Origin of the sequence: Burkholderia arboris, from assembly GCF_038723655.1 — a bacterium.
GTDB lineage: Bacteria > Pseudomonadota > Gammaproteobacteria > Burkholderiales > Burkholderiaceae > Burkholderia > Burkholderia arboris.
This window is the reverse complement of the sequence record NZ_CP109821.1, coordinates 2,534,740-2,561,255: the sequence shown is the minus strand read 5'-3', so window position 1 is coordinate 2,561,255 and position 26,516 is coordinate 2,534,740. Positions and strand designations below refer to the sequence as shown.

General features: G+C 68.8%; 25 protein-coding genes. 14 read left to right on the top strand and 11 right to left on the bottom strand.

Going from position 1 to position 26,516, the window contains the following annotated elements; translation table 11 throughout:
* Nucleotides 1–5 precede the first annotated feature (5 nt).
* From OHZ10_RS11990 to OHZ10_RS11965, 6 genes are all read left to right on the top strand, one after another.
* Entirely contained in the window at nt 6–1,109 is a 1,104-nt protein-coding gene (locus tag OHZ10_RS11990; RefSeq protein ID WP_342702573.1) for a toxic anion resistance protein, read from the top strand.
* Nucleotides 1,110–1,129: 20 nt separating this feature from the next.
* Nucleotides 1,130–1,870: a VWA domain-containing protein gene (locus OHZ10_RS11985; RefSeq protein ID WP_059233654.1), complete on the top strand. Its 741-nt coding sequence runs from the start codon at nt 1,130–1,132 to the stop codon at nt 1,868–1,870.
* A gap of 43 nt (nt 1,871–1,913) precedes the next feature.
* Nucleotides 1,914–2,930, top strand: coding sequence for a DUF475 domain-containing protein (locus OHZ10_RS11980; RefSeq protein ID WP_059233655.1), 1,017 nt, complete (start codon nt 1,914–1,916; stop codon nt 2,928–2,930).
* A 100-nt stretch (nt 2,931–3,030) separates the two neighbouring features.
* A complete protein-coding gene (locus tag OHZ10_RS11975) occupies nt 3,031–3,687 on the top strand; it encodes a TerD family protein (RefSeq protein WP_059233656.1) in 657 nt (218 codons plus the stop codon).
* Between the two features lie 51 nt (nt 3,688–3,738).
* Nucleotides 3,739–4,611: a hypothetical protein gene (locus OHZ10_RS11970; protein ID WP_340624297.1), complete on the top strand. Its 873-nt coding sequence runs from the start codon at nt 3,739–3,741 to the stop codon at nt 4,609–4,611.
* Nucleotides 4,612–4,747: 136 nt separating this feature from the next.
* Nucleotides 4,748–5,368, top strand: a complete 621-nt coding sequence (locus OHZ10_RS11965; protein ID WP_059233658.1) for an HAD family hydrolase — start codon at nt 4,748–4,750, stop codon at nt 5,366–5,368.
* Nucleotides 5,369–5,383: 15 nt separating this feature from the next.
* On the opposite strand, the gene OHZ10_RS11960 is transcribed toward OHZ10_RS11965, so the two are convergent.
* Nucleotides 5,384–6,493: a fatty acid desaturase gene (locus tag OHZ10_RS11960; RefSeq protein ID WP_342702571.1), complete on the bottom strand. Its 1,110-nt coding sequence runs from the start codon at nt 6,491–6,493 to the stop codon at nt 5,384–5,386.
* 200 nt (nt 6,494–6,693) lie between these two features.
* Between OHZ10_RS11960 and OHZ10_RS11955 the strand changes: the two genes are divergently transcribed.
* Nucleotides 6,694–7,731 (top strand): AraC family transcriptional regulator, encoded by a 1,038-nt coding sequence (locus OHZ10_RS11955; RefSeq protein ID WP_059233660.1) that lies wholly within the window; start codon nt 6,694–6,696, stop codon nt 7,729–7,731.
* Between the two features lie 21 nt (nt 7,732–7,752).
* Here OHZ10_RS11955 and OHZ10_RS11950 read toward each other — a convergent pair whose 3' ends face one another.
* The 5 genes from OHZ10_RS11950 to cysD all read right to left on the bottom strand — a co-directional run bounded on the left by OHZ10_RS11950 (nt 7,753) and on the right by cysD (nt 14,597).
* On the bottom strand, nt 7,753–8,802 hold the full coding sequence (locus OHZ10_RS11950; protein ID WP_342702569.1) for a lactonase family protein: 1,050 nt from the start codon (nt 8,800–8,802) through the stop codon (nt 7,753–7,755).
* The gene (locus OHZ10_RS11945; RefSeq protein WP_256085077.1) at nt 8,789–10,156 is read right to left on the bottom strand and encodes an MFS transporter; all 1,368 of its coding nucleotides are present in this window, start codon (nt 10,154–10,156) and stop codon (nt 8,789–8,791) included. Before OHZ10_RS11945 ends, OHZ10_RS11950 begins: the two co-directional genes overlap by 14 nt.
* Nucleotides 10,157–10,461: 305 nt before the next feature.
* Entirely contained in the window at nt 10,462–11,649 is a 1,188-nt protein-coding gene (locus tag OHZ10_RS11940) for a helix-turn-helix transcriptional regulator (protein WP_059233663.1), read from the bottom strand.
* A 129-nt stretch (nt 11,650–11,778) separates the two neighbouring features.
* Nucleotides 11,779–13,701 carry a sulfate adenylyltransferase subunit CysN gene (gene cysN / locus OHZ10_RS11935; protein WP_174994632.1) on the bottom strand — a complete coding sequence of 641 codons (1,923 nt, stop codon included), beginning with the start codon at nt 13,699–13,701 and terminating at the stop codon, nt 11,779–11,781.
* Nucleotides 13,701–14,597 carry a sulfate adenylyltransferase subunit CysD gene (cysD, locus tag OHZ10_RS11930; RefSeq protein WP_256085076.1) on the bottom strand — a complete coding sequence of 299 codons (897 nt, stop codon included), beginning with the start codon at nt 14,595–14,597 and terminating at the stop codon, nt 13,701–13,703. Before cysD ends, cysN begins: the two co-directional genes overlap by 1 nt.
* Nucleotides 14,598–14,811: 214 nt before the next feature.
* On the opposite strand from cysD, the gene OHZ10_RS11925 reads away from it, so the two are divergent.
* From OHZ10_RS11925 to OHZ10_RS11910, 4 genes are read left to right on the top strand one after another with little or no spacing between them, the layout of a single operon-like run.
* Nucleotides 14,812–15,921, top strand: coding sequence for a DUF1214 domain-containing protein (locus OHZ10_RS11925; protein WP_059233666.1), 1,110 nt, complete (start codon nt 14,812–14,814; stop codon nt 15,919–15,921).
* Nucleotides 15,918–17,111, top strand: coding sequence for a sulfotransferase family protein (locus OHZ10_RS11920; RefSeq protein WP_059233667.1), 1,194 nt, complete (start codon nt 15,918–15,920; stop codon nt 17,109–17,111). The genes OHZ10_RS11925 and OHZ10_RS11920 overlap by 4 nt, the downstream gene beginning before the upstream one ends.
* Nucleotides 17,112–17,152: 41 nt before the next feature.
* Complete coding sequence (locus OHZ10_RS11915; RefSeq protein ID WP_174994629.1) at nt 17,153–17,944, top strand: SDR family oxidoreductase; 792 nt, start codon at nt 17,153–17,155, stop codon at nt 17,942–17,944.
* A 17-nt stretch (nt 17,945–17,961) separates the two neighbouring features.
* Nucleotides 17,962–18,942: a hypothetical protein gene (locus OHZ10_RS11910; protein WP_059236680.1), complete on the top strand. Its 981-nt coding sequence runs from the start codon at nt 17,962–17,964 to the stop codon at nt 18,940–18,942.
* Between the two features lie 60 nt (nt 18,943–19,002).
* On the opposite strand, the gene OHZ10_RS11905 is transcribed toward OHZ10_RS11910, so the two are convergent.
* A complete protein-coding gene (locus OHZ10_RS11905) occupies nt 19,003–19,455 on the bottom strand; it encodes a nuclear transport factor 2 family protein (protein ID WP_174994628.1) in 453 nt (150 codons plus the stop codon).
* A gap of 13 nt (nt 19,456–19,468) precedes the next feature.
* Entirely contained in the window at nt 19,469–19,948 is a 480-nt protein-coding gene (locus tag OHZ10_RS11900) for an SRPBCC domain-containing protein (RefSeq protein WP_059236682.1), read from the bottom strand.
* 326 nt (nt 19,949–20,274) lie between these two features.
* On the opposite strand from OHZ10_RS11900, the gene OHZ10_RS11895 reads away from it, so the two are divergent.
* A complete protein-coding gene (locus tag OHZ10_RS11895; RefSeq protein WP_059233670.1) occupies nt 20,275–21,753 on the top strand; it encodes a cryptochrome/photolyase family protein in 1,479 nt (492 codons plus the stop codon).
* A gap of 22 nt (nt 21,754–21,775) precedes the next feature.
* Here OHZ10_RS11895 and OHZ10_RS11890 read toward each other — a convergent pair whose 3' ends face one another.
* From OHZ10_RS11890 to OHZ10_RS11880, 3 genes are all read right to left on the bottom strand, one after another.
* Nucleotides 21,776–21,898, bottom strand: a complete 123-nt coding sequence (locus tag OHZ10_RS11890) for a hypothetical protein (RefSeq protein WP_059233671.1) — start codon at nt 21,896–21,898, stop codon at nt 21,776–21,778.
* Nucleotides 21,889–23,121, bottom strand: a complete 1,233-nt coding sequence (locus OHZ10_RS11885; protein WP_342702563.1) for an MFS transporter — start codon at nt 23,119–23,121, stop codon at nt 21,889–21,891. Before OHZ10_RS11885 ends, OHZ10_RS11890 begins: the two co-directional genes overlap by 10 nt.
* A gap of 165 nt (nt 23,122–23,286) precedes the next feature.
* Nucleotides 23,287–24,228 (bottom strand): LysR substrate-binding domain-containing protein, encoded by a 942-nt coding sequence (locus OHZ10_RS11880; RefSeq protein WP_342702561.1) that lies wholly within the window; start codon nt 24,226–24,228, stop codon nt 23,287–23,289.
* Nucleotides 24,229–24,580: 352 nt separating this feature from the next.
* Between OHZ10_RS11880 and OHZ10_RS11875 the strand changes: the two genes are divergently transcribed.
* Together OHZ10_RS11875 and OHZ10_RS11870 are read left to right on the top strand one after the other, a co-directional pair.
* Complete coding sequence (locus OHZ10_RS11875; protein ID WP_342702559.1) at nt 24,581–25,618, top strand: alpha/beta hydrolase family protein; 1,038 nt, start codon at nt 24,581–24,583, stop codon at nt 25,616–25,618.
* Between the two features lie 126 nt (nt 25,619–25,744).
* Nucleotides 25,745–26,500, top strand: a complete 756-nt coding sequence (locus OHZ10_RS11870; protein ID WP_342702558.1) for a 4'-phosphopantetheinyl transferase family protein — start codon at nt 25,745–25,747, stop codon at nt 26,498–26,500.
* The last annotated feature ends 16 nt before the right edge of the window (nt 26,501–26,516 follow it).

Sequence of the window (26,516 nt, the reverse complement as noted above, 5' to 3'; positions counted from 1 at the left end):
GCCACATGAAGCCGCTATTCGATGACAAGAAATCCGATGCGGTCAGCGATCGTCCTTCCACCCCGTCTTCGTCACCCGTTACAGCGCCCGCCGTTGTGCCCGCCGCCGCCGTTGCCGCGCCGGCCGCACGCCCGGCGGAGAACGTCCGCCTGATCACCGTCGACGAGATCGACCAGCTCGGCGCGACGCAGGGCACGCGGATCGCCGCCTTTTCCCAACAGATTCTCGCGAGCGTCCGCGCGTCGGATGCCGACCAGTTCGGCGACAAGCTCAACGAACTGATCGCGACCGCGAAGGGGCTCGACCCGCGCGGCGCCGACAAGGGCGGGCTGCTCACGCAGGTCACGCGGCTGTTCCGCTCGACCAAGGAGAAGCTGCTGTCGCAATACGAGTCGGTGAGCAAGCGGATGGACACGCTCGTCGTCGAGCTCGAGAACCATGCGCAGCGTCAGAAAGCCGGCATCGACGAACTCGAGCGGATGTACAACGACAACTACGCGCTGCACCAGGAGCTCGCGCAGTCGAAGGCGCACGGCGAAACGGCGCTCGCGACGCTGCGCGCGCACCTCGCGGCAGGCCAGCAGCCGGCGGACGATGCGTTCGCGGCACAGCGCCTGCTCGACGTGAAGCGCAAGGTCGACGCACTCGAAAGCAAGCTCGACGACCTCGACCGCGCGATGCTGATGTCGAAGCAGCTCGCGCCGCAGATCCGGATGGAGCAGGACCAGAAACGCACGCTGACGTCGAAGTTCATGACGATCAAGACCGTGCTGATCCCCGCGTGGACCAACGCGTTCGCGCTCTATCTCGAGCAACTCAGCACGAAGCGCGCGGCGGCGCTCGCGAACGCGACGTACGACGCGGCCGACGAGGCGATCCGCGCGCAGGCCGACCTGAACCGCCAGAACGCGCAGGAAGTCGCGAAGCTCGGCCAGCGTCCGGTGATCTCGACCGACACGTTCGAATACGCGCAGCAGCAGCTGTTCGGCGCATTCGACGACATCACGCAGATCATCGCCGACGGCAAGCGCCAGCGTGAACAGGACGCGCCGCGCCTGCGCCAGCTCGAACAGGACCTGATCACCCGATTCGCTCCGAAGCACAACTGAGAGAACTGAGAGAACACCGCATGATTACGCTTGAGAAACGCGCGGCGAAGGTCGCGATCGTCCTCGAAAAACGCCAGATCCTGAAGCCGCCCGTCGTGCGTGTCGGCGCGGCGCTCGACATCTCGGGCTCCGCGAAGCCGCTGTACCAGTCGGGCGTGATCCAGGAGACGCACGACCGGATCCTCGGCATCGCACTGAAGTTCGACGACAACGGCGAAGTCGACACGTGGACCTTCACCGAAGGCTACGACCGCCTGCCGACCGCGACGCCGGACAACTACGGCTCGTACATCTCCGATCACGTGCTCGAAGCACGGATCGAGAAGTGGGGCGGCACGCAGTACGCGCCGGTGATGAACGACATCGTCGACTTCTTCTTTCGCGCGCCGGAGCCGAAGCGCGAAGCCAGGCGCGGTTTCCTGAGCCGGCTGTTCGGCAGTACGGACGAACCGTCCACGCCGGCCGCCTCCGCACCGGCGAATGGCCATCTGCCCGCGTGGGTACTGTTCGTCACCGACGGCCAGAACCCGAAGAACGACCGCAAACGCGTGCGCCAGCTGCTGGCCGAGTCGCAGCACTTCCCGCTGTACTGGTCGCTCGTCGGCGTCGGCGATCCGAGCGAATTCGGCTTCCTCGCGGAAATCGCGGACGAAATGCCGAACGTCGGCTTCCTGCATCTCGAATCGCTGAATATCAGCGACGAACAGATCTACGAACAGCTGATCACGCAAGAATTCTGCGACTGGGTGCGCGCGAAGTAAGCGCGGCCCGCACGCCCATTTTTCCGAACTCGATTACCCCATCATGTTGAAAGACTTCAAGATCCCGTTGTCGCTCACGGTGCTCGCGCTGATCGCCGCCTATCTCCTCGGCGGCGTGAAGGACATGCTGATCGTCGCGGTCCTGTGTGTGCTCGAAATTTCGCTGTCGCTCGACAACGCGGTCGTCAACGCATCGGTGCTCAAGAACTGGTCGGAGAAGTGGCGCAACCGCTTCATGGTGTTCGGCCTGCCGGTCGCGGTGTTCGGCATGCGGCTCGTGTTCCCGCTGCTGATCGTCGCGGTGATCGGCCACATCGGCCTGTGGGATGCGCTGACGCTCGCGATCGAATCGCCGGAGAAGTACGCGGCCGTGCTGACGTCCGCGCATCACGAGGTGTCGGCATTCGGTGGCGCGTTCCTGCTGATGGTGTTCTTCAAGTTCATGCTCGACACCGAGAAGGACGAACACTGGATCGGCTTCCTCGAAGGCCCGATGCGCCATCTCGGCCGCATCACCGCACTGGAAGTGGCGCTGACGCTCGCGATCGTGATCGTCGCGTCGTTCTACGTGCCGGCGGCCGAGCAGGTCAGCTTCCTGCTCGCGGGCGCGTTCGGCGTGATCGGCTTCGTGATCGCGCACGGCGTGGGCGACCTGGTCGGCGGCGGGGAGACGGGCACGCGCGTGGTGCGCGAAGGCGTCGCGGGTTTCATGTACCTGGAAGTGCTCGATTCGTCGTTCAGCTTCGACGGCGTGATCGGCGCGTTCGCGTTGTCGAACAACATCTTCCTGATCGCACTCGGCCTCGGCGTCGGTGCGGCCTACATCCGGGAGATGACGCTCGTGCTGCTGAAGAAGGGCACGCTCGCGCAGTACCGTTTTCTCGAGCACGGCGCGTTCTGGGCGATCGGTGCGCTCGCAACGATCATGTTCCTCGGCGTGAAGTTCGAGGTGCCCGAGGTCGTCACGGGCCTGATCGGCGCAGCGATGATCGCCGCGGCCGTATGGTCGTCGATCGTCGTGCAGCGCAGGGAAGACCGCACCGCGGTGGCGGGCGAGTAAGCACGCGTCACGCGCGGCGCGAACACCATCAACGAAGGGCCGCACCGTGCGGCCCGGCATTGCCGCCGGCGCAACGGCGGTTCCAGCAGAAGAGGTTCAGATGATCAATTTGTCGAAAGGCGGTCGCGTCAACCTGTCGAAGGAAGCGCCCGGCACGCAGAAATTCCGCATCGGTCTCGGTTGGGACGCGAACGCAACGGACACGGGCACGGACTTCGACCTCGACGTGTCGGTGTTCCTGTGCAAGTACGACACGCAAAGCAATCCGAGGCTGATCTCCGATCAGCACTTCGTGTTCTACAACAGCGAAGTGCGCACGATGGAGCGCAAGGAAACCTTCATCCAGCCGGGCGACGATTTCCCGAAGCGCGGGATGCCCGCGTCGAAGTGCCTGGGCGTCGTGCATAGCGGCGACAACCGCACGGGCAGCGGCGACGGCGACGACGAAGTGATCTTCATCGACGTGACGAAGCTTGCGGCCGACGTCGAGGAAATCTCGGTGGTCGTGACGATCGACCAGGCCGAAGCGCGCCGCCAGAATTTCGGGCAGGTTCGCAACAGCTACATCCAGATCGCCGACGAGGTGACGGGCGCCGTGATCGCGAAGTACGCACTCGAGGAAGACTTCTCGATGGAGACGTCGGTGCAGGTCGGCAGCTTCTATCGCCGCGACGGCCACTTCATGTTCAAGGCGGTCGGCGCCGGCTACAACCGCGGCCTCGGCGATTTCGTGCGCGCATACGGCGGCGCGGTCTGACTGGCGGCGGCCCGGCGTGCGGAACACCGCCGCGCCGGGCAGGAAGCAGCGATGACGAATCCGTTCGATGAGCCGAAGCGGCTCGAGTTCGATACGACGCCCGAGCGCACGCCCGGGCGTCTTGCGTTCGACGCACCGCCCGCGGCCGGCGCGCAGGCCGCGCGTGCGCCCGAGCGGCCCGCGCCGCAGGCGCTCGACCTCGGGCCGGCGCCCGCGGCCGGTCACGCCGTACGCGCGGCGCCCGCCGAAGCGGTCGGCCGTGCGCTGTTCGGCGAATCGAACCACCCGCAGCTCGACGCGTGCTTCCGCGCCGCGCAGGCCAGCTTTCCGAATCTCTATCCCGACTACGCGCCGCGCATCGAGCGACACATCCGGCAACTGGTGCCGCTCAAGCTCGCGACGGTCGCGACGATCGGCGACGGCGCGCTGGAAACGGCGGGCAACCTCGTCGAAGCCGTCGCGGCGACGACGCGCGAATTCAACGAACTCGGCGCGGCCGACATGATGGCCGGGATGCTCGCGCAGGCGACGCGCAAGGCCGGCATGTTCGAACGCTGGTTCGGCGCGGCGTCGGGGCATGTCGATTACCGTGCGGCGATCGGCGCGCTCAAGCAGTCGCTCGGGTTCTTTCCGCGCCGTACCGAGGAACTCGCCGCGAAGGTCCGCCATGCGGAGGAAAACCTCGTGGTCGTGCTCGCGGCGCTGAGCGCGGTGGCGGACGTAGTGCGTGCGCCGGACGATGCCGGCGTCGAGCGCACGCTGTTCGACCGCCGCAACATCGTCGGGCAGGCGGTCCAGCAAATCCGGATGCAGCCGGCGCAACTGCGCGGGCTCGACGAGCGCGTGACCGATCTGCTGTCACGCGCCGATCACCTGATGAACGTCGTGCTGCCGGCGGCGCTGGCCGCGCGGCCGCAGCGCTGAGCGAACGACACGGCGGCCACGCGCGCTGCGGCGGGTGTGGCCGCTCCGCTGGCCATGCTGCGTCACGCCGTTTCGCGCGCGGCGCCGCGAGTCTGCTATCTTCCGGGGCATTCCATCGCTTTCCCGCCGATTCTCCATGACTGACCGCATCGTCGCCGCGTTCGATTTCGACGGCACCATCACGACTACCGACAGCTTCCGCCATTTCGTCCGCTATGCGGTCGGCACGCCGCGTTTCGCATGGGCCGGGCTGCGCGCGCTGCCGTGGATCGTCGCGATGAAGGCCGGGCTGCTGTCGCGCGGCGACGCGAAGGCGAAGTTCGCGTCGTTCGCATTCGGGCCGATCCGCGAGGACGCGCTCGATGCGCAGGCGCGCACGTTCGTCGACACCTATCTGCCGGGCCTCGTGCGCCCGGAAATGCTCGAGCGCATTCGCGAACATCGGGCGCGCGGGCACGAAGTCGTGCTGGTCAGCGCGTCGCCGTCGCTGTATCTGGAGAAGTGGGCGAAGACGGCCGGCTTCGATGCGGTGCTCGCGACGCGGCTCGCGTTCGAGCGCGGCACCTTCGCCGGCCGGCTCGACGGCGAGAACTGCTGGGGACCGCAGAAGGTCGTGCGGCTGCGCGGGTGGTGGGGCAACCGGCCGCCGAAGCAACTGTTCGCATACGGCGACAGCCGCGGCGACAAGGAAATGGCTGAACTCGCGAACTGGTCGTGGATCCGCGGGCAGGGGCCGATGCCGCCGATCGGCGCTTGATGGCCTGCGCCGGCGTTACGTGTCGGCCTGCGCGTTGCGCGTACCGCGCGACGGGCGATAGCCGCCCCAGCGATTCGCACGTGCGAACGTGCCGACGTCGTTGAAGCGCACGCCGACCTCACGCAGCGCCGCATGCGCGGTGCGTGCGGTCAACTGCCGGATGTAGAACGGATCGCGCACGACGAAGTGATGGATCGCATGCGTGCTGCCGAAATTGAAGCAGAACAACTGGAACGGCAGCATCCACCACGGGTTCAGCACCTGCGTCTGCTGGATCACGTTGCGCGAATCGATGTCGCCGAAGTAGTGCATGTTCGAGCTGACGAAGTTGATGCAGAAGCTGCGCACGAAGTTCGGCCCGAGCCATACCACCGCCAGGAAATCGACGACGTTCATCGCGCGTTCGACGACGGCCGGCACCGTCGCCGAGTAGCCGAACGCATGCAGCGCGAACAGGCTGACGTGATAGACGATGAACGCGTGCCACAGCACGTAATACACGTGGCCGACCGGCATGTATGACGACACCTGCTCGACGCGCAGCTGCAGGCGTTCCGACGGATCCTGCACCGGTTGCGCGGCCACATACTGCTTCACCTTGCGACGCATCGCGGCCGGGCGCAGCACGACGGCGAGCATGCCGTCGGCGATCATCAGCAGGCGCTTCACGCCCCAGCGCTCGCCGTTCGTGATGCCGAATTCCTCGAGATCCGATTCGCCGCCCGACACCTTGTGGTGATGCAGGTGCATGCGCCGCCGCGTCCACGGGTTGATCGTGCCGGGCCGCGCGAGCCAGCACAGCGCCATCATCAGGTGATAGGCCCACGGCGTCTTCTTGAAGTACATCAGGTGGATCAGGTCGTGCTCGAGCTCGTGGATCAGCGACGTGACGAACGCGGCGAGCGGCAGCGCGACGTACCACGCGATCGCGCCGCGGGCATACAGCCACGCGATCGCGAGCATCGCGCTCACCGATACGGCCATCACGGTTGCGCCGACGAGGTTCTGGTTGTCGAGCAGCGGAAAGCGCGCGCGGATCGCGTCGCTCGCGGCGTTGACCTCGCGGCGGACGTACGCGACCTTGTCTGCATCGTGGCGAAAGACGGTTCGTGCGGGTTGGCTCATCGACCGGAATCCGTGCGGAAAGAGTGGGGCGCAATGCCGATGTGACAAGCATAGGCGCCCGCCGGAGCGCACGCGAGGGCCGCCGGTGCCAATGGCGGTGTCATTTCGGGCCAGGGTGGCCGCCCGGCTAGAGTGCCGCTGCGGTGTCATTGCGGGCCAGCGACGCTACAATCCGCCGAAACCGCTCCGGAGTCCGCCGCATGGTCCTGTCCGTCCCGGATGCCGCGCGCCAGCTGAACAAGGCGACGGTGTCGTCCGCGTATGCGCTGTTCATGCTGATGCTGGCCGAGGAGCGCGGCATCGACGGCGGCCGCATTCTCGCCGGCTCGGGCGTCGAGCGCGACCGGCTCGCGCAGCCCGATGCGCGCATCACGCCGATGCAGCAGGCGGCGATCGTGTTCAACCTGCTCGACGCGACGGCCGACCCGTCGATCGCGATCGAGATCGGCCTGCGCAGCAGCCTGACGAAAGCGGGGCTGATCGGCTTCGGGCTGATGAGCTGCGCGACGCTCGGCGAGGCGATCGCGCTCGGCATCCGCTACCTGCCGACGCGCGTGCCGTTCTTCTCGGTGCGGCTCGCGCAACTCGACGGCATCGTCGACATCGACGTGCTCGAAGCGTTTCCGCTCGGCCGGCTGCGCCAGTTCGCGGTCGAGAACTTCCTGGTCGAGACCGCGATCCTGTTCAATTCGCTGCTGTATCCGGCGCCGGGGCGCACGCTGCAGTCGCGCGCCGAACTCCATTTCGAATGGCCCGAGCCGCCGTGGTTCGAGCGTTATCGCGCGCGGCTGCCGCGCTGCCATTTCGACGCGAGCGCGAACCGCATCCGCTGCGACGCCGCGCTGCTCGACGAGCCGATCGGCACCGCGAACGCGCAGACCGCGCAAATGATCGTCCAGCAGTGCGAGGCCGAACTCGCGCGGCTCGGCTATGCCGAGAGCGTCGTCGAGCGCGTGCGCAACCTGCTGATCTGCGGCGATGACGGCTATCCGTCGGTCGACGACGTCGCGCGCGAACTGCATGTGTCGGCGCGCACGCTCAAGCGCAAGCTCGCCGAATTCGGTGCGACCTATTCGGCGCTGCTCGACGAAATCCGGCTGCGCGACGCGCTGCGGCTGCTCGAAGGCACGCGCCTGCCGGTCGACGAGATCGCGGCGCGCGTCGGCTATACGGACCGCGCCAATTTCACGCGCGCGTTCAAGCGCTGGACGGGCGTCGCGCCGAGCGAGCGGCGCTGAACGCCGGTACTTGCCGCTTCCTCAGACGATCGCGATCCAGTTCGCGCCGCGTCCGCCCGGCACGCGCGCATGCAGTGTCAGCGCACCGTCGTCCGGCGCGATCGCGTACACGGCCACGTGTTCCGACTGTTCGCCGCAGGCGACGAGCCAGCGTCCCGACGGATCGATTGCGAACCCGCGCGGCTGCGCCTCGGTCGCCGTCGCGTGTGCGGGTTCGAACGCCCCGGCTTCATCGCGGCGATAGCAGAGCAGTTGGCTCGACGTGCGCTCGCTGACATACGCGAAGCGTTCGTCGGGCGTCAGGTGCAGGTCGGCGGCCCACACGGACGGTTTGGCGGGGGCGGGCGGGCGCGCATGGCCTGGCGCGAGTTCGGCGACGGCCGGGTGGCGCGCGCTCACGTGTGCATCGCCGAGCCTGCCGGTGTCGGGGTCGCGTGCAAAGGTCGCGAGCGTGGCCTGGAATTCGCTGACGACCACGAGCGTGCGGCCGCCATCCGCGAACTGCAGGTGACGCGGGCCGAAGCCGGCCGGCACGCGCGTTTCGCCGTGTTCGACCGCACGCAGGCCGGCCGCGTCCTCGACGAGCGTGAAGCCGAACACGCGGTCCGAGCCGAGCGAGCTGACGTACGCGAAACGATTGTCCGGCGACACGATCACCGCGTGCGCGTTCGCGATGCCGCCCGCGACCTGCAGCGGCGTACCGTCGCCGTCGCGCACGCGCGCGGCGTCGTAAAGGCTCAGCGAGTTCCCGCCGTACGACGCGCCAAGCAGCCAGCGGCCGCTGCGGTCGAGCGACAGGTACGCATGGCTCGCGTCGATCGCCGTTGTGCCGATGCGCACGAGCGCGCCCGTGGCCGCGGCGACGCGGAACGCGACGATCGTCGGCTGTTCGCCGCGCGTCGCGACGTAGAGGCGCGCGCGGTCGGCCTGCACGGCGATCGGCATCGCGATGTCGGCGGCCGGATAGCGGGTGAGCGGCGCGAGCGTGCCGTCGCCGGCGAGGGAGAACGTGGCGAGGTCGCCGTCGGCGGCATTCGAGACGACGACGGTCAGGCGGTCAGTGTTCGGCATGGCGGAGCATCGAAGCATTCGTGAAGGAGTCGTCGGCCGGCAGGCCGCTCGGCGGATCGCTGCGCCGGTGCGTGCGCGCGAACAGCGCGGCGGCCGCGGCGACGAGCGAAGCGATCGCGAGCGCATACAGGCCGCCCGTGATCGAACCCGTATGTTGCTTCAGATAGCCGAACGCCGTCGGCGCGACGAAGCCGCCGAGGTTGCCGACCGAGTTGATCAGCGCGATCACGGCCGCGGCCACGCGCGTGTCGAGATAGCCCTGCGGGATCGGCCAGAACAGCGACGACGCGGCCTTGAAGCCGAGCGCGGCGAAGCAGATCGACGCGAACGACCAGACCGGATCGTGCGACGTCGATGCGAACAGCCCGCAGGCGGCGAGCACGAGCGCGCACGCGAGCCAGCGCTGCGGATGCTTCCACTTCGACGACAGCACCGCGAAGCCGTACATCGCGCCGATCGCGATCATCCACGGAATCGTGTTGTACAGGCCGACCTGGAAATCGGTGAGGCCGCCCATCTTGCGGATGATCGTCGGCAGCCAGAACGTGGCCGCGTAGATCGTCAGCTGGATCGAGAAGTACAGGAAGCAGAACAGCATGATCTGCGGATCGCGCAGTAGCGCGGTGGCGCGCACCGGCACGTTCGAGCGCACGTCGCGCGTCGCGCGTTCCTCGTCGAGCGCGTTCTGGAGCGCCGTGCGTTCTTCGGCCGTGAGCCACGTCGCGTCGCGGATGTGCGATTTCAGCAACAGCCAGCTCGCGCCGCACAGCGCGACCGAGAACATCCCTTCGATCAGGAACATCCATTGCCAGCCTTCGAGGCCGAAGCCGCGGATCGACAGCAGTGCGCCGGTCACGGGCCCGGACAGCACCGATGCGAACGCGGAGCCGCCGAGGAAGATCGCCATCGCCTTGCCGCGCTCCTGCGGCGGCAGCCATTGCGACAGGTACAGCACGACGCCGGGGAAGAAGCCGGCCTCGGCCACGCCGAGCAGGAAGCGCAGCGTGTAGAACGACGTGTCGTTCCACACGAACGCCATCGCGGCCGCGACGATGCCCCACGTCGCCATGATCCGCGCGAGCCACACGCGTGCGCCGTAGCGCTGCATCAGCAGGTTCGACGGCACTTCGAACAGCGCATAGCCGACGAAGAACAGCCCGGCGCCGAGCCCGTACGCAGCCGCGCCGATGCCGATCGACGCTTCGAGGTGGCGATCGACGAAGCCGACGTTCACGCGGTCGATGTAGTTCGCGATGAACATGATCAGCACGAGCGGCAGCACGTGCCACTTCACTTTCGAGACGGCGGACGCGAGCGGGTCGCGGCCGGGCAGGGCGGACGAGGGCGGGTTCAAGGGTGTCTCCGGTCGGGCGGCGGCGGACGGGGCGGCGGCCCGCGTCCACGTCAGGGTGGCGATCTATGTAGTATGTCGTCGTATGACATGGTACGCCGGTGTACCGGTGATGACGTCGCGGGTTTACCCGGAAATTTCTCAAATATTGGCGAATACCTTCAGGCAGGTGAATGATTTTTCAATGTCTGACGACGTATGACATGAAATGAAATGAGATCATGCTCGTTGCCAGACCGCGTTGCCGGTTCGTACCCCGCGTCGTGGGGCAGCCGCACGGGCGGTCCGGCGATGGCTGCCCCGGTGCGCTACGCCATCGACACGACGCTGTTGAGCAGTGTCTTCACGAGCACGGCCTGTCGCGTTGCGCCCGTTTTCGCGAAGATGCCGCGCAGGTGGGCACGCGCGGTGTTCTTCGTGATGCCCGTCGCGGCGGCCGCTTCGTCGAGCGTCAGCCCGTCGACGAGCAGCAGCGCGATTTCGGTTTCCATCGGCGTGAGCCGGAACAGCCGGTGCAGCATGTCGCGCGATGTCTGCGGCGACGACGCCGGATCGCGCACGAACACCGCGACGGCCGGCCGGTGCTGGCGGTCTTCGGCGCCGCGATAGGGCGCGAGCGGGCGCAGCAGCACGCTCAGCGGCATGGCACCGCCGGGACGCGACAGCGTGGTGGCTTCGATACGCGTGAGCGCCCCCGCGCGGAAATGCTCGAGTGCGGCCTGCAGCGCCTTTTGCAGCCGGCGCTCGTCGAGCGGGCATGACGCGTGGAGCCGCTCCTGGCGCACGCACAGCCCGTCCTGCTGCTCGATCAGCCGCTCGGCGATGCGGTTGCGCTTGATCACACGGCCGTCCTCGTCGACGATCGCGGTGCCGACATCGAGCCGGTCGACGGTGCCCGCGTACAGCGCGCGTTCGGCATCGAGCACGTCGAACGCCGCATGCAACTCGACTGCACGCTGCAGGTGCGGCAGCAGCGTTGCGACCTGCGCGCGCTCGGTGGCGTCGAAATCGCGGCTGCCGTGCGCGCGGCTCACGAAGAACGCGCACTCGACGCCGCGCTCGCCGCGCAGGTTCGCGCCGAGGATGTAGCGCAGGTCGAGCGGCTGCAGATACTGCCGGTAGAAATCGTGCGCGCGCCACGCGGTTTCGCCGAACAGCCGGTCGGCCGTGAAGACCTGGCCGGGCGGGTGGTCGAGAAACGGGCACAGCGCATAGAACTGCTCGCTGTACGACGGCTCGCCGGGCAGCAGCGGGCCGTGCGCCGACGCATTGATGATGAGCCCGTGCCGTGCGCCGCCCGGATTGCGCAGCACGAGCGTCGTGAAGCTCGCGTCGAGCCGCACGCGGACCGCTTCGAGAAAGCCGGCCCACGGCGTCGCTTCGGATGGCCCCTGATAGACGAGCCCGAGCCACGTGCTGAGTTCGCGCGCCGTCCAGGCCGCGTCGTCGAAGCCGTCGTGCGCGGCCGTATCGCCAGGCGCCAGCGCGATCCGCATGCTCGTGTTCTCCTTGGTCGGGGTGAGGGGGCCCGGACCAGCATACCGGCCGGCTGGCGGCCCGCGTCATCCGAACGGAGTAGGCGACGCGGGCAAGCGGGCAACCGCCGGGCTGCCCGCTTGCGGCGCCTACGCCGTACGCTCGCGCAGCAGGTACGCGACGATGCGCTCGGCCGCTTCCTCCGGCGACTCGGCCACCGTGTCGACGCGCAGTTCGGGCTGCGCGGGCGGCTCGTACGGCGAGTCGATGCCCGTGAAGTGCTTCAGCTCGCCGCGCCGCGCCTTCTTGTACAGGCCCTTCGGATCGCGTTCCTCCGCGACCGCGAGCGGCGTGTCGACGAATACCTCGACGAACTCGTCGGGGCCGACCATCGCGCGTGCCATGTCGCGCTCCGCGCGGAACGGCGAGATGAACGACACGAGCGTGATGAGCCCCGCGTCGAGCATCAGCCGCGCGACTTCGGCGACGCGCCGGATGTTCTCCACGCGATCGGCCTCGGTGAAGCCGAGATCGCGATTGAGCCCGTGCCGCACGTTGTCGCCGTCGAGCAGGTACGTGTGCTTGCCGAGCGCGTGCAGCCGCTTCTCGACGAGATTCGCGATCGTCGACTTGCCGGCGCCCGACAGCCCGGTCAGCCACACGATGCGCGGCGTCTGGGCCTTCTGCACCGCGCGCGCGTCGCGATCGACGTCGACGGCCTGCCAGTGCACGTTGTGCGCGCGGCGCAGCGCGAAGTGCAGCATCCCGGCGCCGACCGTGTCGTTGGTGAAGCGGTCGATCACGATGAAGCCGCCCGTATGGCGGTTGCGGTCGTACGGATCGAACGCGACGGGCCGGTCGAGGCTCAGGTTGCACACGCCGATCTCGTTGAGCGCGAGCGTACGCGCGGCAAGGTGCTCGCGCGTGTTCACGTCGACCTTGTACTTCGGCGTCGCGCAGGTCGCGCCGACCGTCTGCGTGCCGAGCTTCACGAGGTACGGGCGGCCGGGCAGCAGCGGCTCGTCGTGCATCCACACGAGCGTGGCTTCGAACTGGTCGGCGACTTCCGGCGGCGCATCGGCGCGCGCGATCATGTCGCCGCGGCTGATGTCGATCTCGTCGGCGAGCGTCAGCGTCACGGCGTCGCCGGCGCGCGCGATGTCGCTTTCGCCGCTTTGCGTGATCACCGTTGCGACGCGGCTCTCCTTGCCGGACGGCAGCACGCGCACGCGCTCGCCGACGCGGATCTCGCCCGACGCGATGCTGCCCGCGTAGCCGCGGAAATTCAGGTGCGGGCGGTTGACCCATTGCACGGGCAGCCGGAACGGTTCGTCGCGCGTCACGCGTGCGGCGAGCGGCAGGCGGTCGAGATGCTGCATCAGCGACGGGCCGGCATACCACGGCATCCGCGCGCTCGGGGCGATCACGTTGTCGCCGCGCAGCGCCGACATCGGGATGCTGACGATGTCCGCGAGCCCGAGTTCGGCCGCGAACGCGCGATAGTCGGCGTCGATGCGGTCGAACACGGCCTGGTCGTAGCCGACGAGATCCATCTTGTTGATCGCGAGCACGACGCGCTGGATGCCGATCAGCGCGACGAGATGGCTGTGGCGGCGCGTCTGCGTGAGCACGCCCTTGCGCGCATCGATCAGGATCACCGCGAGATCGGCGGTCGACGCGCCGGTGATCATGTTGCGCGTGTACTGCTCGTGGCCGGGCGTATCGGCGACGATGAACTTGCGTCGTGCGGTCGCGAAGAATCGGTACGCGACGTCGATCGTGATTCCTTGCTCGCGTTCGGCCGACAGGCCGTCGACGAGCAGCGCGAAATCGAGCTCGCCGCCTTGCGTGCCGACCTTCTTCGAATCGGCTTCGAGCTGCGTGAGCTGGTCGTCGAACAGCATGTTCGATTCGTACAGCAGGCGGCCGATCAGCGTGCTCTTGCCGTCGTCGACGCTGCCGCACGTGATGAAACGCAGCAGGTCCTGGGTTTGCGTGGGGGCGTCACCGGTCGCGGGCGCGTCGGGGGCGTGGCGCGCGTGTTTGTCGGGCGCAATGAGTACGTGTGCCATCAGAAATATCCCTCCTGTTTCTTCTTCTCCATCGAACCGGCCGAATCGCTGTCGATCAGCCGTCCTTGACGCTCGGACGTGCGCGTCTCGCGCATCTCCTGCAGGATGTCGTCGAGCGATGTCGCATCGCTGTCGATTGCGCCCGTGAGCGGATAGCAGCCGAGCGTGCGAAAGCGCACCTTGCGCATCTGCGGGTGCTCGCCGTCACGCAGCGGCAGCCGTTCGTCGTCGACCATGATCAGCGCGCCGTCGCGTTCGACGACGGGCCGTTCCTTCGCGTAGTAGAGCGGCACGATCGGGATGTCGTGAAGCTGGATGTACTGCCAGATGTCGAGCTCGGTCCAGTTCGAGATCGGGAACACGCGCAGGCTTTCGCCCTTGCGCTTGCGCGCGTTGTACAGCGACCAGAGCTCGGGCCGCTGGCGCTTCGGGTCCCAGCGGTGCTGCTCCGAACGCAGCGACACGATGCGTTCCTTCGCGCGCGATTTTTCCTCGTCGCGGCGCGCGCCGCCGAACGCGGCGTCGAAACCGTAGTGGTCGAGCGCCTGCTTGAGCCCCTGCGTCTTCCACACGTCGGTGTGCACGGCCGAGCCGTGCGTGAACGGATTGATATCGTTCGCGATGCCGTCGGGGTTGATGTGCACGCGCAGGTCGAGGCCGAGGCGCGCGGCCGTCTCGTCGCGAAACGCGATCATCTCGCGGAATTTCCACGTCGTATCGACGTGCAGCAGCGGAAAGGGCGGTTTCGCCGGGTAGAACGCCTTCATCGCGAGATGCAGCATGACCGAGCTGTCCTTGCCGATCGAATACAGCATCACCGGGTTCTCGCTCTCGGCCACCACCTCGCGCAGGATGTGGATGCTTTCGGCCTCCAGCCGCTCCAAGTGGGTCAACATCGTTCGTCTCCTTGTTTCATGCCGGTGCCGCGCGACATGTGCGGCGTTTCGTGCATGACGCCAACGGTATCGAGCGAGCGGCGTGCCGCTCTTCGTCCGGGTGGACTAAACCGGCATGCGGCGGTGGAGCGGATCTTTCCTTAGTCCACCCGGACGAAGTGGCGCGCGGCGGTGGCGCTTAAGGTGAGCGCTCGACCATCGGCGGAGACGACACATGACGGACGACACACGAGCCACGCAATTGCTTTCGGGCCAGACCTGGGCCGATTTCTGCGACACCCTGAAACGCAGCGGACAACAGATCCTGCGCGCGGAAGCGCCGGACGATCCGCTGACGCGCGCGGAAGGCTTCCGCTACCTGAGCCGGCTGATGCGCATCGCGCTCGAAATGCACGTCGAATTCGCGGACGGCGCTTGGCCCGGCTTCTTCTCGCCGTCGCACGAGACCGCGAAGATCGGTGCCGACAATCCTGACAACCTGTACCAGTACGCACGCCTCGACGGCCGCTGCGAATACCGCGTGACGGGGCGGCGCGGCACGGTTGCGTACCTGAGCTTCGGTACGCAGAAGGGCGGCTACGAGACCGACGGCAAGATGCTGCAGACGGGCTTTCTCGATGCGAAGCAGCTCGAGATCGCACCGGACGGCAGCTTCGAGATCGTGCTGAGCGAGACGCCGCGCGAGGGCAACTGGGTGCGCATGGAGCCGGGCACGAATGCGCTGCTCGTGCGCCAGACCTTCCTCGACCGGCGTGCTGAAACGCCTGCACAACTGAAGATCGCGCGCATCGGCGCGGACGATCGCCCGGCGCCGCTCGATCCGCTCGCGCTGCAGGGCGGCTTCACGCGCGCCGCGCAGTTCGTCGAGCAGACGTCGAAGCTGTTCGCGGACTGGGCCGCGAGCTACCGGTCGCACGTGAACGCGCTGCCGCCCGCCGACCAGGCGCTGTGCCAGTCGGTCGGCGGCGACCCGAACATCTACTACTACCACTCGTGCTGGGAGCTGGCCGACGACGAGGCGCTCGTGATCGATGTCGACACGGTGCCCGACTGCGACTTCTGGAACGTGCAGCTCAACAACTACTGGATGGAGTCGCTCGACTACCGGCACTTCGACATCTGCGTGAACAAGCACAGCGCGCGTTTGAATGCCGACGGTGGCGTGACAGTCGTGGTCGCATCCGCGCAGCCGGGCGATGCGAACTGGCTCGATACGGCCGGACATCGCACGGGCACGATCTGCTGGCGCTGGGTCGGCGCTGCGCAACCGGTACATCCGCGCACGCGCGTCGTGAAGCGCGCAACGTTGAAGGAGGCCGCATGAACGCGCCGCTCGACCGGATTCGTCCGTTGCTGGCCCCCGACGGCCTGATTGCCGAGGCCGTGTCGCGCACGGGCGGGCTCACCGCGTTCGGCGACGGGCCGTATCGCGAGGCGCTCGACGTGATGTGCGCATCGCTGATCGACGAAGCGGCGCTGTCCGCGCGCGGCGCGGAGATGATGCGCGAAAAGCTCGTCGGCCAGCTCGTGAACCGGCTCGTCGTCGAGGATTACTTCGGGCGTCACCCGGAGATCGCGGATATCGCGATCGACGATCCGCTCGTGATCGTCGGCCTGCCGCGCACGGGCACGACGTTGCTGCAGCGGCTGCTGGCCGTCGATCCGCGCTTTCATTCGGCTGCATGGTGGGAAACGCGCTACCCGGCGCCGCTTGCCGGCGAGACGCTCGACGCGCCGGCCGTGCGCATCGCGCGCGCGCAGGCCGAGGTCGCGACGATGATCGAGTGCATTCCGCAGATCCTGACGATCCATCCGCTCGACGCGATGCTCGCCGACGAGGAGTTCATGCTGATGGAGCATTCGTTCGTGTGCGCGATGGATTCGTACGCGAACGTGCCGCGCTATACGGCGTGGCTCGCGCGGCAGGATCTCACGCCGGTCTACACGTACCTGAAGCGGATGCTGCAGTTCCTGCAGTGGCAGAAGGCGCGGCGCGGCGTGGCGCCGGCGCAGCGCTGGCTGCTGAAGACACCGCAGCACCTGCATGCGATCGACGTGCTGTGCCGCGTGTTTCCGCGCGCGCAGGTCGTGCTCACGCACCGCGATCCCGCGCAGACGATTCCGTCGATGGCGAGCATGGCGCACACGCTGTGGCAGATGTATGCGGACGAACCCGATCCGCTCGCCGTCGGCGCGCAGTGGAACGCGGGGATGGCGCGCGCGATCGGTGCGGCGATGACCGCGCGCGACGCGCTGCCGGCCGACCGGTTTCTCGACGTGCGATTCGAGGACACCGTGTCGAATCCGCTGGGCGTGGCCGAAGCCGTCTATGCGTTCGCCGGGATGCCGCTCGATGCGGCGCAGCGCGCGGCGATGACGGGCTGGATGGCGCGCAACGGCCGCGACAAGCGCGCGGCCCACGACTATTCGATCGCGCGCTTCGGCTTCACCGATGCGCAGCTCGCGCACGACTTCGCCGCGTATCGCGCGCGGCACCTGCGGGCGGCCGGCTGACGGCCGCACCCGCGAGACGAACGACAACCAGGAGACAACGCATGTTGATGAAGGACAAGATCGTCGTGATTTCCGGGATCGGGCCGGGGCTCGGTGTGAAGCTCGCGGTCGAGGCCGCGCGCGAGGGCGCACGCGGCGTGGTCGTCGCGGCGCGCACGATGGACAAGCTCGACGACGCGGAAACACGGATCCGGGCGCTCGGCGTCGATTGCGACGTGCTGAAGGTGAGGACCGACATCACCGACCGCGCGCAATGCAGACAGCTCGCGACCCAGGCCGTCGAGCGCTTCGGCAGGATCGACGCGCTCGTGAACAGCGCATTCGTGCACGGCACGTTCCCGGAGCCGGTGGAAGAAGCCGACCTCGACGGCTGGCGCGCGGTGTTCGATACCAACGTGTTCGGCACGATGGCGCTGACGCAGGAAGTCGTGCCGCACATGAAGCGGCAAAAGCGCGGCGCGATCGTGATGATCAACACGCAGGCAACCCGCAAGCCGTTTGCAGGGGAAGGCGGCTACGCTGTATCGAAGGGCGCGCTCGCGGTTGCGGCAAAATACCTGGCGCGCGAACTCGGCGTGCACGGCATTCGCGCGAACAGCATCCACATGGGCTGGATGTGGGGCGTGCCGACGCAGACGTATTTCCGGCAGGCGGCGGCCGACTACGGGATGACAGAGGAGCAGATCATCGCGCCGATCGCGTCCAATATTGCGCTCGCGAAGCTGCCGACCGACGACGATTGCGCGCGCGCGGCGCTGTTTCTCGCGTCCGATTACGCGAATGCGGTGACGGGCGCGACGCTCGACGCGAACGGCGGCGATTTCATGCCTTGACGATGGAGCAACGGATCATGCAGGACACTCGACACGCGCAGCATTTCTTCGCGTTCAACGGCGACGCGGACGGCCTGTGCGCGCTTCAGCAACTGCGGCTCGCGGAGGGCGTGCGCGGCACGCTCGTAACGGGCGTGAAGCGCGACATCAGGCTGCTCGAGCGGATCGACGCGCGCGCGGGCGACATCGTCACCGTGCTCGACGTGTCGCACGACCAGAACCGCGACGCGTGCGCGCGGCTGCTGCGCGACGGCACGACGGTCCGCTATTTCGACCATCACTTCGCGGGCGAGCTGCCCGACGATCCGCGCTTCGACGCGCATATCGACACGGCGGCCGACGTCTGCACGAGCGCGATCGTGAACCGTCATCTCGGCGGCCGGCACGTGCGCTGGGCGATCGTCGCGGCGTTCGGCGACGAACTGCCGGCGCTCGGCGATGCGCTCGCGCGCGAGCACGGGATCGGCGAGGCCGAGCGTTGCACGCTCGCCGAACTCGGGCTCTACCTGAACTACAACGCGTACGGCGAATGCGTCGGCGATCTGCATTTCGATCCGGCGGCGCTCGCCGACGCGATGCTGCCGTGCACCGATCCGCTCGATTTCGTGCGCGAAACGGCCGTGTTCGCCGCGCTGCGCGATGGATACCGCGATGACATGGCGCGCGCCTGCGCGCTCGCGCCGCTGCGCGAGGTGCCGGGCGCGACGCTGGTCCGGATGCCGGATCATCCGTGGGCGCGGCGCGCGACGGGCATGCTCGCGAACGAGCGGATGCGCAATGCGCCGCATGCGGCGCTCGCGGTGCTGTCGCCGCGCGCGGAGGGCGGGCTGGTCGTCAGCGTGCGCGTGCCCGACGGCCGGCCGATCGGTGCGGACGAGTTCTGCCGCGGGTTTGCGACCGGCGGCGGGCGCAAGCGGGCGGGCGGCATCAACCATCTGCCGGAAGCCGAGTTCGACGCATTCGCCGAGCGCTTCGAGGCCGCGTTCCGGCTCGACTGATGCCGCAACGGCCGCGCGTGCGCCGTGCCGCTTTCGCACGGCGCACGCGTCGCGGCCGGTTCAGCCGGTCGCGCCCGCGAGCACGGCCGGCACGTTGTGGCCGTAGCAACGCTCCTCGACGCGTTCGGCAATGCGCCAGCCCTGCGTGGTGCGCACGAACCGGTCGACGTACCACAGCCCGAGAAACATCACCTGCGTGCCGCCGTCCGGCAGCGCGACTTCCATCGGATTGAAGCAGATCGTGCGGCCGCGCGCGGTGTCGCCGTCGAGCCGGATCGACAGGTTGCCGACCAGATGCTGGTACCGCGGAAACTGCGGCAGCACGGTGCGCAGCCATGCCTTCACGTCCGGAAAGCGGCCGGCGATGCCGCCCATCGCGCGATAGTCGATCGCCGCGTCGGGCGTGAACACCGTGTCGAGCGCATCGAAGTCGCGCGCATCGATCGCGCTCGAATACGCGACGACCAGCTCGCGGATGTCGTGGTGGTCGGACAGCGTTTGCAGATCGGGCATCGGCCGCTCCCGGTCACGCGCTTTTGCGCGTGCGTGCCGCATGCAGCGCTTCGGCGCGCTGCTTCACGTCGCGCGCGCACTGGTCGAAGCCCTGTTTCACCCAGGCGCCGTGGTGCTGCATGATCGTGTCCGCGTTGACGCCGAGGAACTGGTCGGTCGTGAAATAGCGGCAGCGCGCCGCGCCGTTCGCGTCGATGTACTGGTCGCGGCGCGCGGCGTCCTTGTTGTCGTCGGTCGGGCGCTGCTCCCACGACAGCAGGCGTTCGGGCTCGTACGCGACGAGGATCTCGCTGACCGGAATCACCGTCTCGGTGCCCGGAATGCGCACCTGCATGTGCACGAAATCGCCGAGCTTGCCGGTCGTTTCGAAGCCGATGCAGAACGTGTTCCATTCGCCGTAGCGCGGGAAATCGGTCAGCACTTCCCACACGACGGAGGCTGGCGCGTCGATGTCGACGGTGATCGAGGTGACGAGATTCGAGGGTTTGGTCATGGCGGCGTATCGGATGAAGCCGTGCGCGCCCGGAGGGCCGGAGGCGTCGCGGCGGTCGAAAGGCGTCGCGCCGGCATCGGCCGGCGCACGTGACGGGTGCGGACCGGCGCCCGCGGGGCCGGTATCGGCCGGTCCGACTCGCGCGGCGCGGCGCACCCGACATCGAGCGTAGGCCGGTGCCCGCGGCGAAGAATCGTCGGAATGGACTAAGGCGTTTCACCGGGCGCGGCGGGCGGCGCAATTGGCGCGACCGTCGGCGGCGTCGACACCACGCCGCGCAGCCGCGACAATACGCATCTCTTCGCGCTTTCGCCATCGAGGTACCCGTGCCTGCCAAGTCGTCCGTTGCCCCTGCGATCGTCTGGTTCCGCGACGATCTGCGCGTGACCGACCAGCCCGCGCTGACGCGCGCGGTCGAATCGGGCCGGCCGCTCGTCTGCGTATTCGTCGACGACAGCGGCGACGGTGCCGGGCGTCCGCCCGGCGGCGCGGCGCGCTGGTGGCTGCACGGGTCGCTGGCCGGGCTCGATGCCGCGCTCGCGCGTCATGGCGGACGCCTGCTGCTGCTGCGCGGCGACGCGCAGCGCGAGATCGAGCGCGTGGTGCACGATACGGGCGCGCAAGCCGTGTACTGGAACCGCCGCTATGCACAGCCGCAGCGCGACGCCGACGCGGCGCTGAAGACGTCGCTCAAGGCGCGCGGTGTCGCGGTCGAAAGCAGCAACGGCAGCCTGCTGAACGAACCGTGGGAGGTGCTGACGGGCAGCGGCGGGTCGTATCAGGTGTTCACTGCGTACTGGCGTGCGGCGCGCCGCGACCGTACGGTTGCCGTGCCGCTGCCGGAACCCGAGCGGATTGCATTTCATCCGTGGCCGAAGACCGTGCGCGACCGGGCGCTGGCGCTCGACGCGCTCGCGTGGCTGCCGCGCGCGCCGGACTGGGCCGGCGGCCTGCGCGATGCGTGGCCCGCGCCCGACGAAGCCGGCGCACACGCGCAACTCGACGCCTTCCTGACCACGTCGCTCGCCGGTTATGCGGATGCGCGCGATCGTCCCGACCGGCCCGCGACGAGCCGGCTGTCGCCGTTCCTGCGCTTCGGCAACGTGTCGCCGCGACAGGTGTGGCACGCGGTGCAGGGTGCCGCGCACGCAGGCGGCGCGGCGTACGCGGCGGACGCCGAAAAATTCCTGAGCGAGCTCGGCTGGCGCGAGTTCAGCTACACGCTGCTGTATCACTTCCCGGCGCTCGCGACCGACAACTTCCGCGCACAGTTCGACGCGATGCCGTGGCGCGACGATCCTGCTGCGCTGCACGCGTGGCAGTGCGGGCAGACCGGCTATCCGCTCGTCGATGCGGGCCTGCGCGAGCTGTGGACGACCGGCTGGATGCACAACCGCGTGCGGATGGTCGTCGCGTCGTTCCTGATCAAGCACCTGCTGATCGACTGGCGCGCGGGCGAAGCGTGGTTCTGGGACACGCTGGTCGATGCGGACCCCGCGAACAACGCGGCGAGCTGGCAGTGGGTGGCCGGCTGCGGCGCCGATGCCGCGCCGTATTTCCGCATCTTCAATCCGGTTGCGCAGGGGCAGAAGTTCGATCCGGACGGCGTGTATGTGCGGCGCTGGGTGCCCGAGCTTGCCGGCCTCGACAACGCATCGATCCATGCGCCGTGGGAAGCGTCGCCGCTGGAACTCGACGCGGCCGGCGTGCGGCTCGGCGTCGACTATCCGGAGCCGCTCGTCGAGCATGCGGCCGCGCGCGCCCGCGCGCTCGATGCGCTGGCCGCGTTGCCGAAGCGCCGCTGACTGCCTGCCCCGGCCTGCCGCATCAGTTGCAGAACGCGACGTGCTCGAGCAGCGCGTACGCGACGCCCGAATCGAAGTAGGCCGCGCCGCACCACGCGACGAACGCGAGCGTGCCGGCGGCCAGCATCGTACGGATCATGCCCATGCCGCGTTGCCGGATGCCGGACGCGCGACTCGCGCGTCGTCGATCGGCAGGTGCAGCAGCGCCGCGAGCACGCCGAGCGCGATCGAGCCGATCCACAGCGGCAGGTACGAATGCGTCGCGTCGTACACCACCGCACCGAGCCAGACGCCGAAGAAGCTGCCGAGCTGGTGTCCGAAGAACACGAAGCCGAACAGCGTCGCGATGTAGCGCACGCCGAACACCTGCGAGATCACGCCGTTCGTCAGCGGCACCGTGCCGAGCCACGTGAACCCCATCACGGCCGCGAACACGTAGACGCTCGCGGGCGACAGCGGCGCGACGACGAAGGCGGCCATCGCGAGCGCACGCACGAGGTACAGCACCGACAGCACGTACTTGCGCCGCAGCAGCCCGCCGAGATGGCCGCACGCATAGGTGCCGGCCACGTTGGTCAACGCGATCAGCGCGAGCGCGACGCTCGCGTGGCGCGCGGGCAGCCCGTGGTCGAGCAGGTAGGCGGGGAGGTGCGTCGCGATGAACGCGAGCTGGAAGCCGCACGCGAAGAAGCCCGCGTTCAGCAGCCAGAAGCCGCGATGCGCGAACGCCTCGCGCACGGCGTCGCCGATCGACTGGCCGGGGCCGGCGTCCGCGCCGGCCGCCTGGGCGGGCCGGTCGCGCAGCAGCACGGCGAGCGGCGCGAGCAGCGCCGCGACGAGCGCCAGCGCGATGAACGCATGCCGCCAGCCGATGCCGCCGATCAGTTCCTGCGCAACGGGCACCATGCAGAACTGGCCGAGCCCGCCGATCGCGCCCGCGACGCCGAGCGCCCAGCCGCGCCGGTCGGGCGGAAACAGGCGGCTCAACGCGCCGTAGATCGACGCGAACGCCGAGCCCGACAGCGCGATGCCGATCACGAGCCCGGCGCCGACCGTGAACAGGCCGGTGGTGGCCGCATGCGCCATCGTGACGAGCCCGGCCGCATACAGCAGCATCCCGGCGACGATCACGCGCACCGAGCCGAAGCGGTCGGCGATCATCCCCGTGAACGGCTGCGCGATGCCCCAGATCAGGTTCTGCAGCGCGAGCGCGAGCCCGAACGCCTCGCGCGACCAGCCGTGGTCGAGCGATACGGGCGCGAGAAACAGGCCCTGCACGTGGCGGATGCCGAGCGCGGCGCCCATGATCAGGCCGCCTGCCAGCACGGGCAGCCAGCGGCGCCGGACTTCCTGCTCGATCGGGGTCATGCGTGTCTCCGGATGAGGGCGCGCGGCGAAGCGGCCGCGCTCGATCCGATTAGACGATCGGGGCCGCCGTCGCTCAAGCGATCATTCGGTCAGGTTGACATGCGTGACAGGAATGCGGAGGAGTGACGGCGACAGCGCACGGTGACGCGCCTCGGGACAGCCGGCTCATGCCGATGCCGTGCCGTGCGCGCGCATGGCCGCATCGCATTCGGCCGCTTCCGCGAGCATCCAGTCGCGCACGTCGGCGACTTCGCGGCGCGGGGCCGGATCGTGCTGGAACAACCAGTAGCCATATGTATCCGACAGCGCCTGCGTGTGCGGCCCGAGCACCGCGAGCCGGCCGTCCGCGAGCATCGGCGCGACGAGCGCGAGCCGGCCGAGCGCCACGCCCTGGCCCGCGATCGCGGCCTGGATCACCTGGTCGTACTGGTTGAAGCGCAGCACGCCCTTCGGGCGCGCGTCGCCGAGCCCGGCGGCGTGCAGGTGCGCATGCCACTGCAGTTGCGGTTGCGGCGGCCCGTCGAATTCGAGCAGCACGTGACCGGCGATCGCGGCGGCGTTCGTGACCGGCTGCGTGGCGAGCGCGGGATGCGCGACCGGCACGACGATCTCGTCGAACAGGCGCAGCGCTCCGGCCGGCGCGCGCTCGCGCGGGCAGTAGCGGATGCCGAGGTCGATGCCTTCGGCGCGCAAATCGAGTACCTTGTCGTTCGCGGCGACACGCAGGTCGATCCCGGGCAGGCGCGCCTGCAGGCGCCCAAGCCGCGGCAGCAGCCACAGCGCGGTGACGCCGATGCTCGCGGTGATCGTGACGGGCTGGCGCTCGCGCGCGGCGGCGAGCGACGCGACGGTGTCCTGCAGCCCGTACAGCGCCGCATCCGCGACGCGGAACAGACGTTCGCCTTCCGGCGTGAATGCGATCTTCCGGTAGCCGCGCTGCAGCAACGCGACGCCGAGATGCGCTTCGAGCGCATGGATCTGGCGGCTGACCGCCGACTGCGTGACGCACAGGTCCTGCGCGGCGAGCGTGATGCTCATGCGGCGGCCGACGGCGACGAAACCGCGGACGAGATCGAGCGAAGGGAGGCGGACGAGTGGCGTTGACATGCGCGTGACTCATGCGAACGGAGCAGCAAGATTGGTTGAGAACGCGGCACGCGTCAAGTTCAATGGAGGCTGGGCGGTGGGCGCGGGCAGCGGTTCGCGAGGCACGGGGCCCGCTCAGGCGCCGATGCGCCTGCGCTGGTTGACCGCGAAGCATGAGGGCTTGGGCAAGGTCTGAAGCGCAAACTGGGCCGATCGCGAAGCATGAAATCCGAGTAAGCGCTGAGGCGCTATTGGGGCCGACCGCGAAACATGGAGTTTGAGTCAGCGCTAAAGCACTAACTCGGACCGACCGCGAAGCATGGGGTCCGGGTAAGCGCTAAAGCACTAACTCGGACCGACAGGAGACAGGACGATGATGTCGAACGAAGGAAGCGGGGCGGCGCAGGGTAGTCGCGCGGCAGGCGCATTGCCGCCCGAGCCCGTGACGCTGCGCGCCGCCGACGGTTACGAATTGCGCGGCCATGTCTGGCGTCATCGCGGCGGCGGCGCCGCGCGGCCCGTGACGGTCATCAATTGCGCGACGTCGGTGCGCTGCGACTACTACTTCCGTTTCGCGGCCTGGCTGTTCGCGCAGGGGCGCGACGTGCTCGTCTACGACTATCGCGGCATCGGCGGGTCGCGCCCGGCGCGGCTCGCGAAGCTGCGCGCGAACTGGCTCGACTGGGGGCGGCTCGATTGCGAAGCCGCGTTGCAGTACGCGCGCGACGCGTTTCCGGGCCAGCCGCTCGACGTCGTCGCGCATAGCATCGGTGGCTGCTTGCTCGGGCTCGCGGCATCGAACGTGCATGTGCGGCATGCAGTGACCGTCGGCGCGCAGTATGCGTACTGGCGCGACTATCTGCCGGCCGAACGGCGCCGCATGTGGTGGAAGTGGCACGTCGCGATGCCCGCGCTCGCGGCCGCATTCGGCTACGTACCCGCGAAGCGGCTCGGCTGGATGGAGGACACGCCGCGCGGCGTCGCGCTGTCCTGGGCGCGTGCGCAGCCGCGTTTCGAGGATGGCTACATCGGCGGCGTGCTCGATGCCGGCGCCGTGAGCCGCACGGCGTTGCCGGCGCGTTTTGCGGGGCTGACGGCGCCGATGCTCGCGATCGGCATTGACGACGACGCGTTCGGCACGGTCGACGCGATCGAGCGGCTGGTCGGCTACTACGCTGGCAGCCACGTCACGCATCTGCGGATCGCGCCGGCCGACATCGGCGTCGACGCGATCGGCCATTTCGCGTTTTTCCACAGCCGCTTCACCGACACGCTGTGGCCCGTCGCGCTGTACTGGCTGCAACACGGGGTGCTGCCGGCCGACGCGCCGGGCGCCGTGCATGCGCTTCACCCCGCATCGCGCGGACAGGTGGCGGTTGGCGGCCTGCCGGGTGTGGCCGCGAACGGGTGACCCGGCGGAAGCGAACGAACGCAACGCGCGGTACCCGTTCGCTTCCCGATGCCGCTTCGGCGGCCGCGTGCCGGCGCGATCGATTAACATCGGACGTTTCATTCCCCAGCACAGGCTGCCGCGCCGATGTCCATTCCGTCCGCTTCCGCTTTCCAGGTAGAAACGCCCCGTGCGTGGCGTGTGCTGGCACTCGACACACCGCGCGCCGCGTCCCGCGCGGGCGTGCGGATCGCGCGCGTCGATTTCGACTGGCGCGTCCCGCTCGTGTCGCCCGCGTATGCGGCGCTGAACGACGACGAGCGCGCACGGGCCGCGCGCTTCCTGCGGCACGAGGACGCGGTGCGCAGTGCCGCGACGCGCGCCGCGCTGCGCGACGTACTCGGTGCGGCGCTCGGTATCGCGCCGCATGCGGTCGCGATCGTCGTCGACGCATCGGGGCGGCCGTCACTGGACCCCGCGCATCGCGCGTCGCTCGATTTCAACGTGTCGCACGCGGGCGAGCATGCATTGCTCGCGTGGGCGCCGGCGGGTCGCGTCGGTGTCGATATCGAGGGCGGCAACCGCGCGGTGGACTGGCGCGCGCTGACGCGCGAAGTCTGCGCGCCTGCCGAGGTCGCGTATCTCGACGGCCTGCCGCCCGGCGAGCGCGAGGGCGCATTCCTGCGCGTCTGGTCCGCGAAGGAGGCGCTGCTGAAGGCGCTCGGCACCGGCATCGTCGGCGGATTGCGTGAGTTCGCGGTCGTGCCGCCGCGCGACGCGGCGACACCCGCGACGACGATCGTCGAACCGGCCGCGCCTGCCGCCGGCGTCGCGGCGTTCGACGCGGCGTGGCTCGACGCGGCGCCCGGCTACGCGGCGTGCGTCGCGTGGACGCGCGCATGAGCGCGATGTCGCCGCG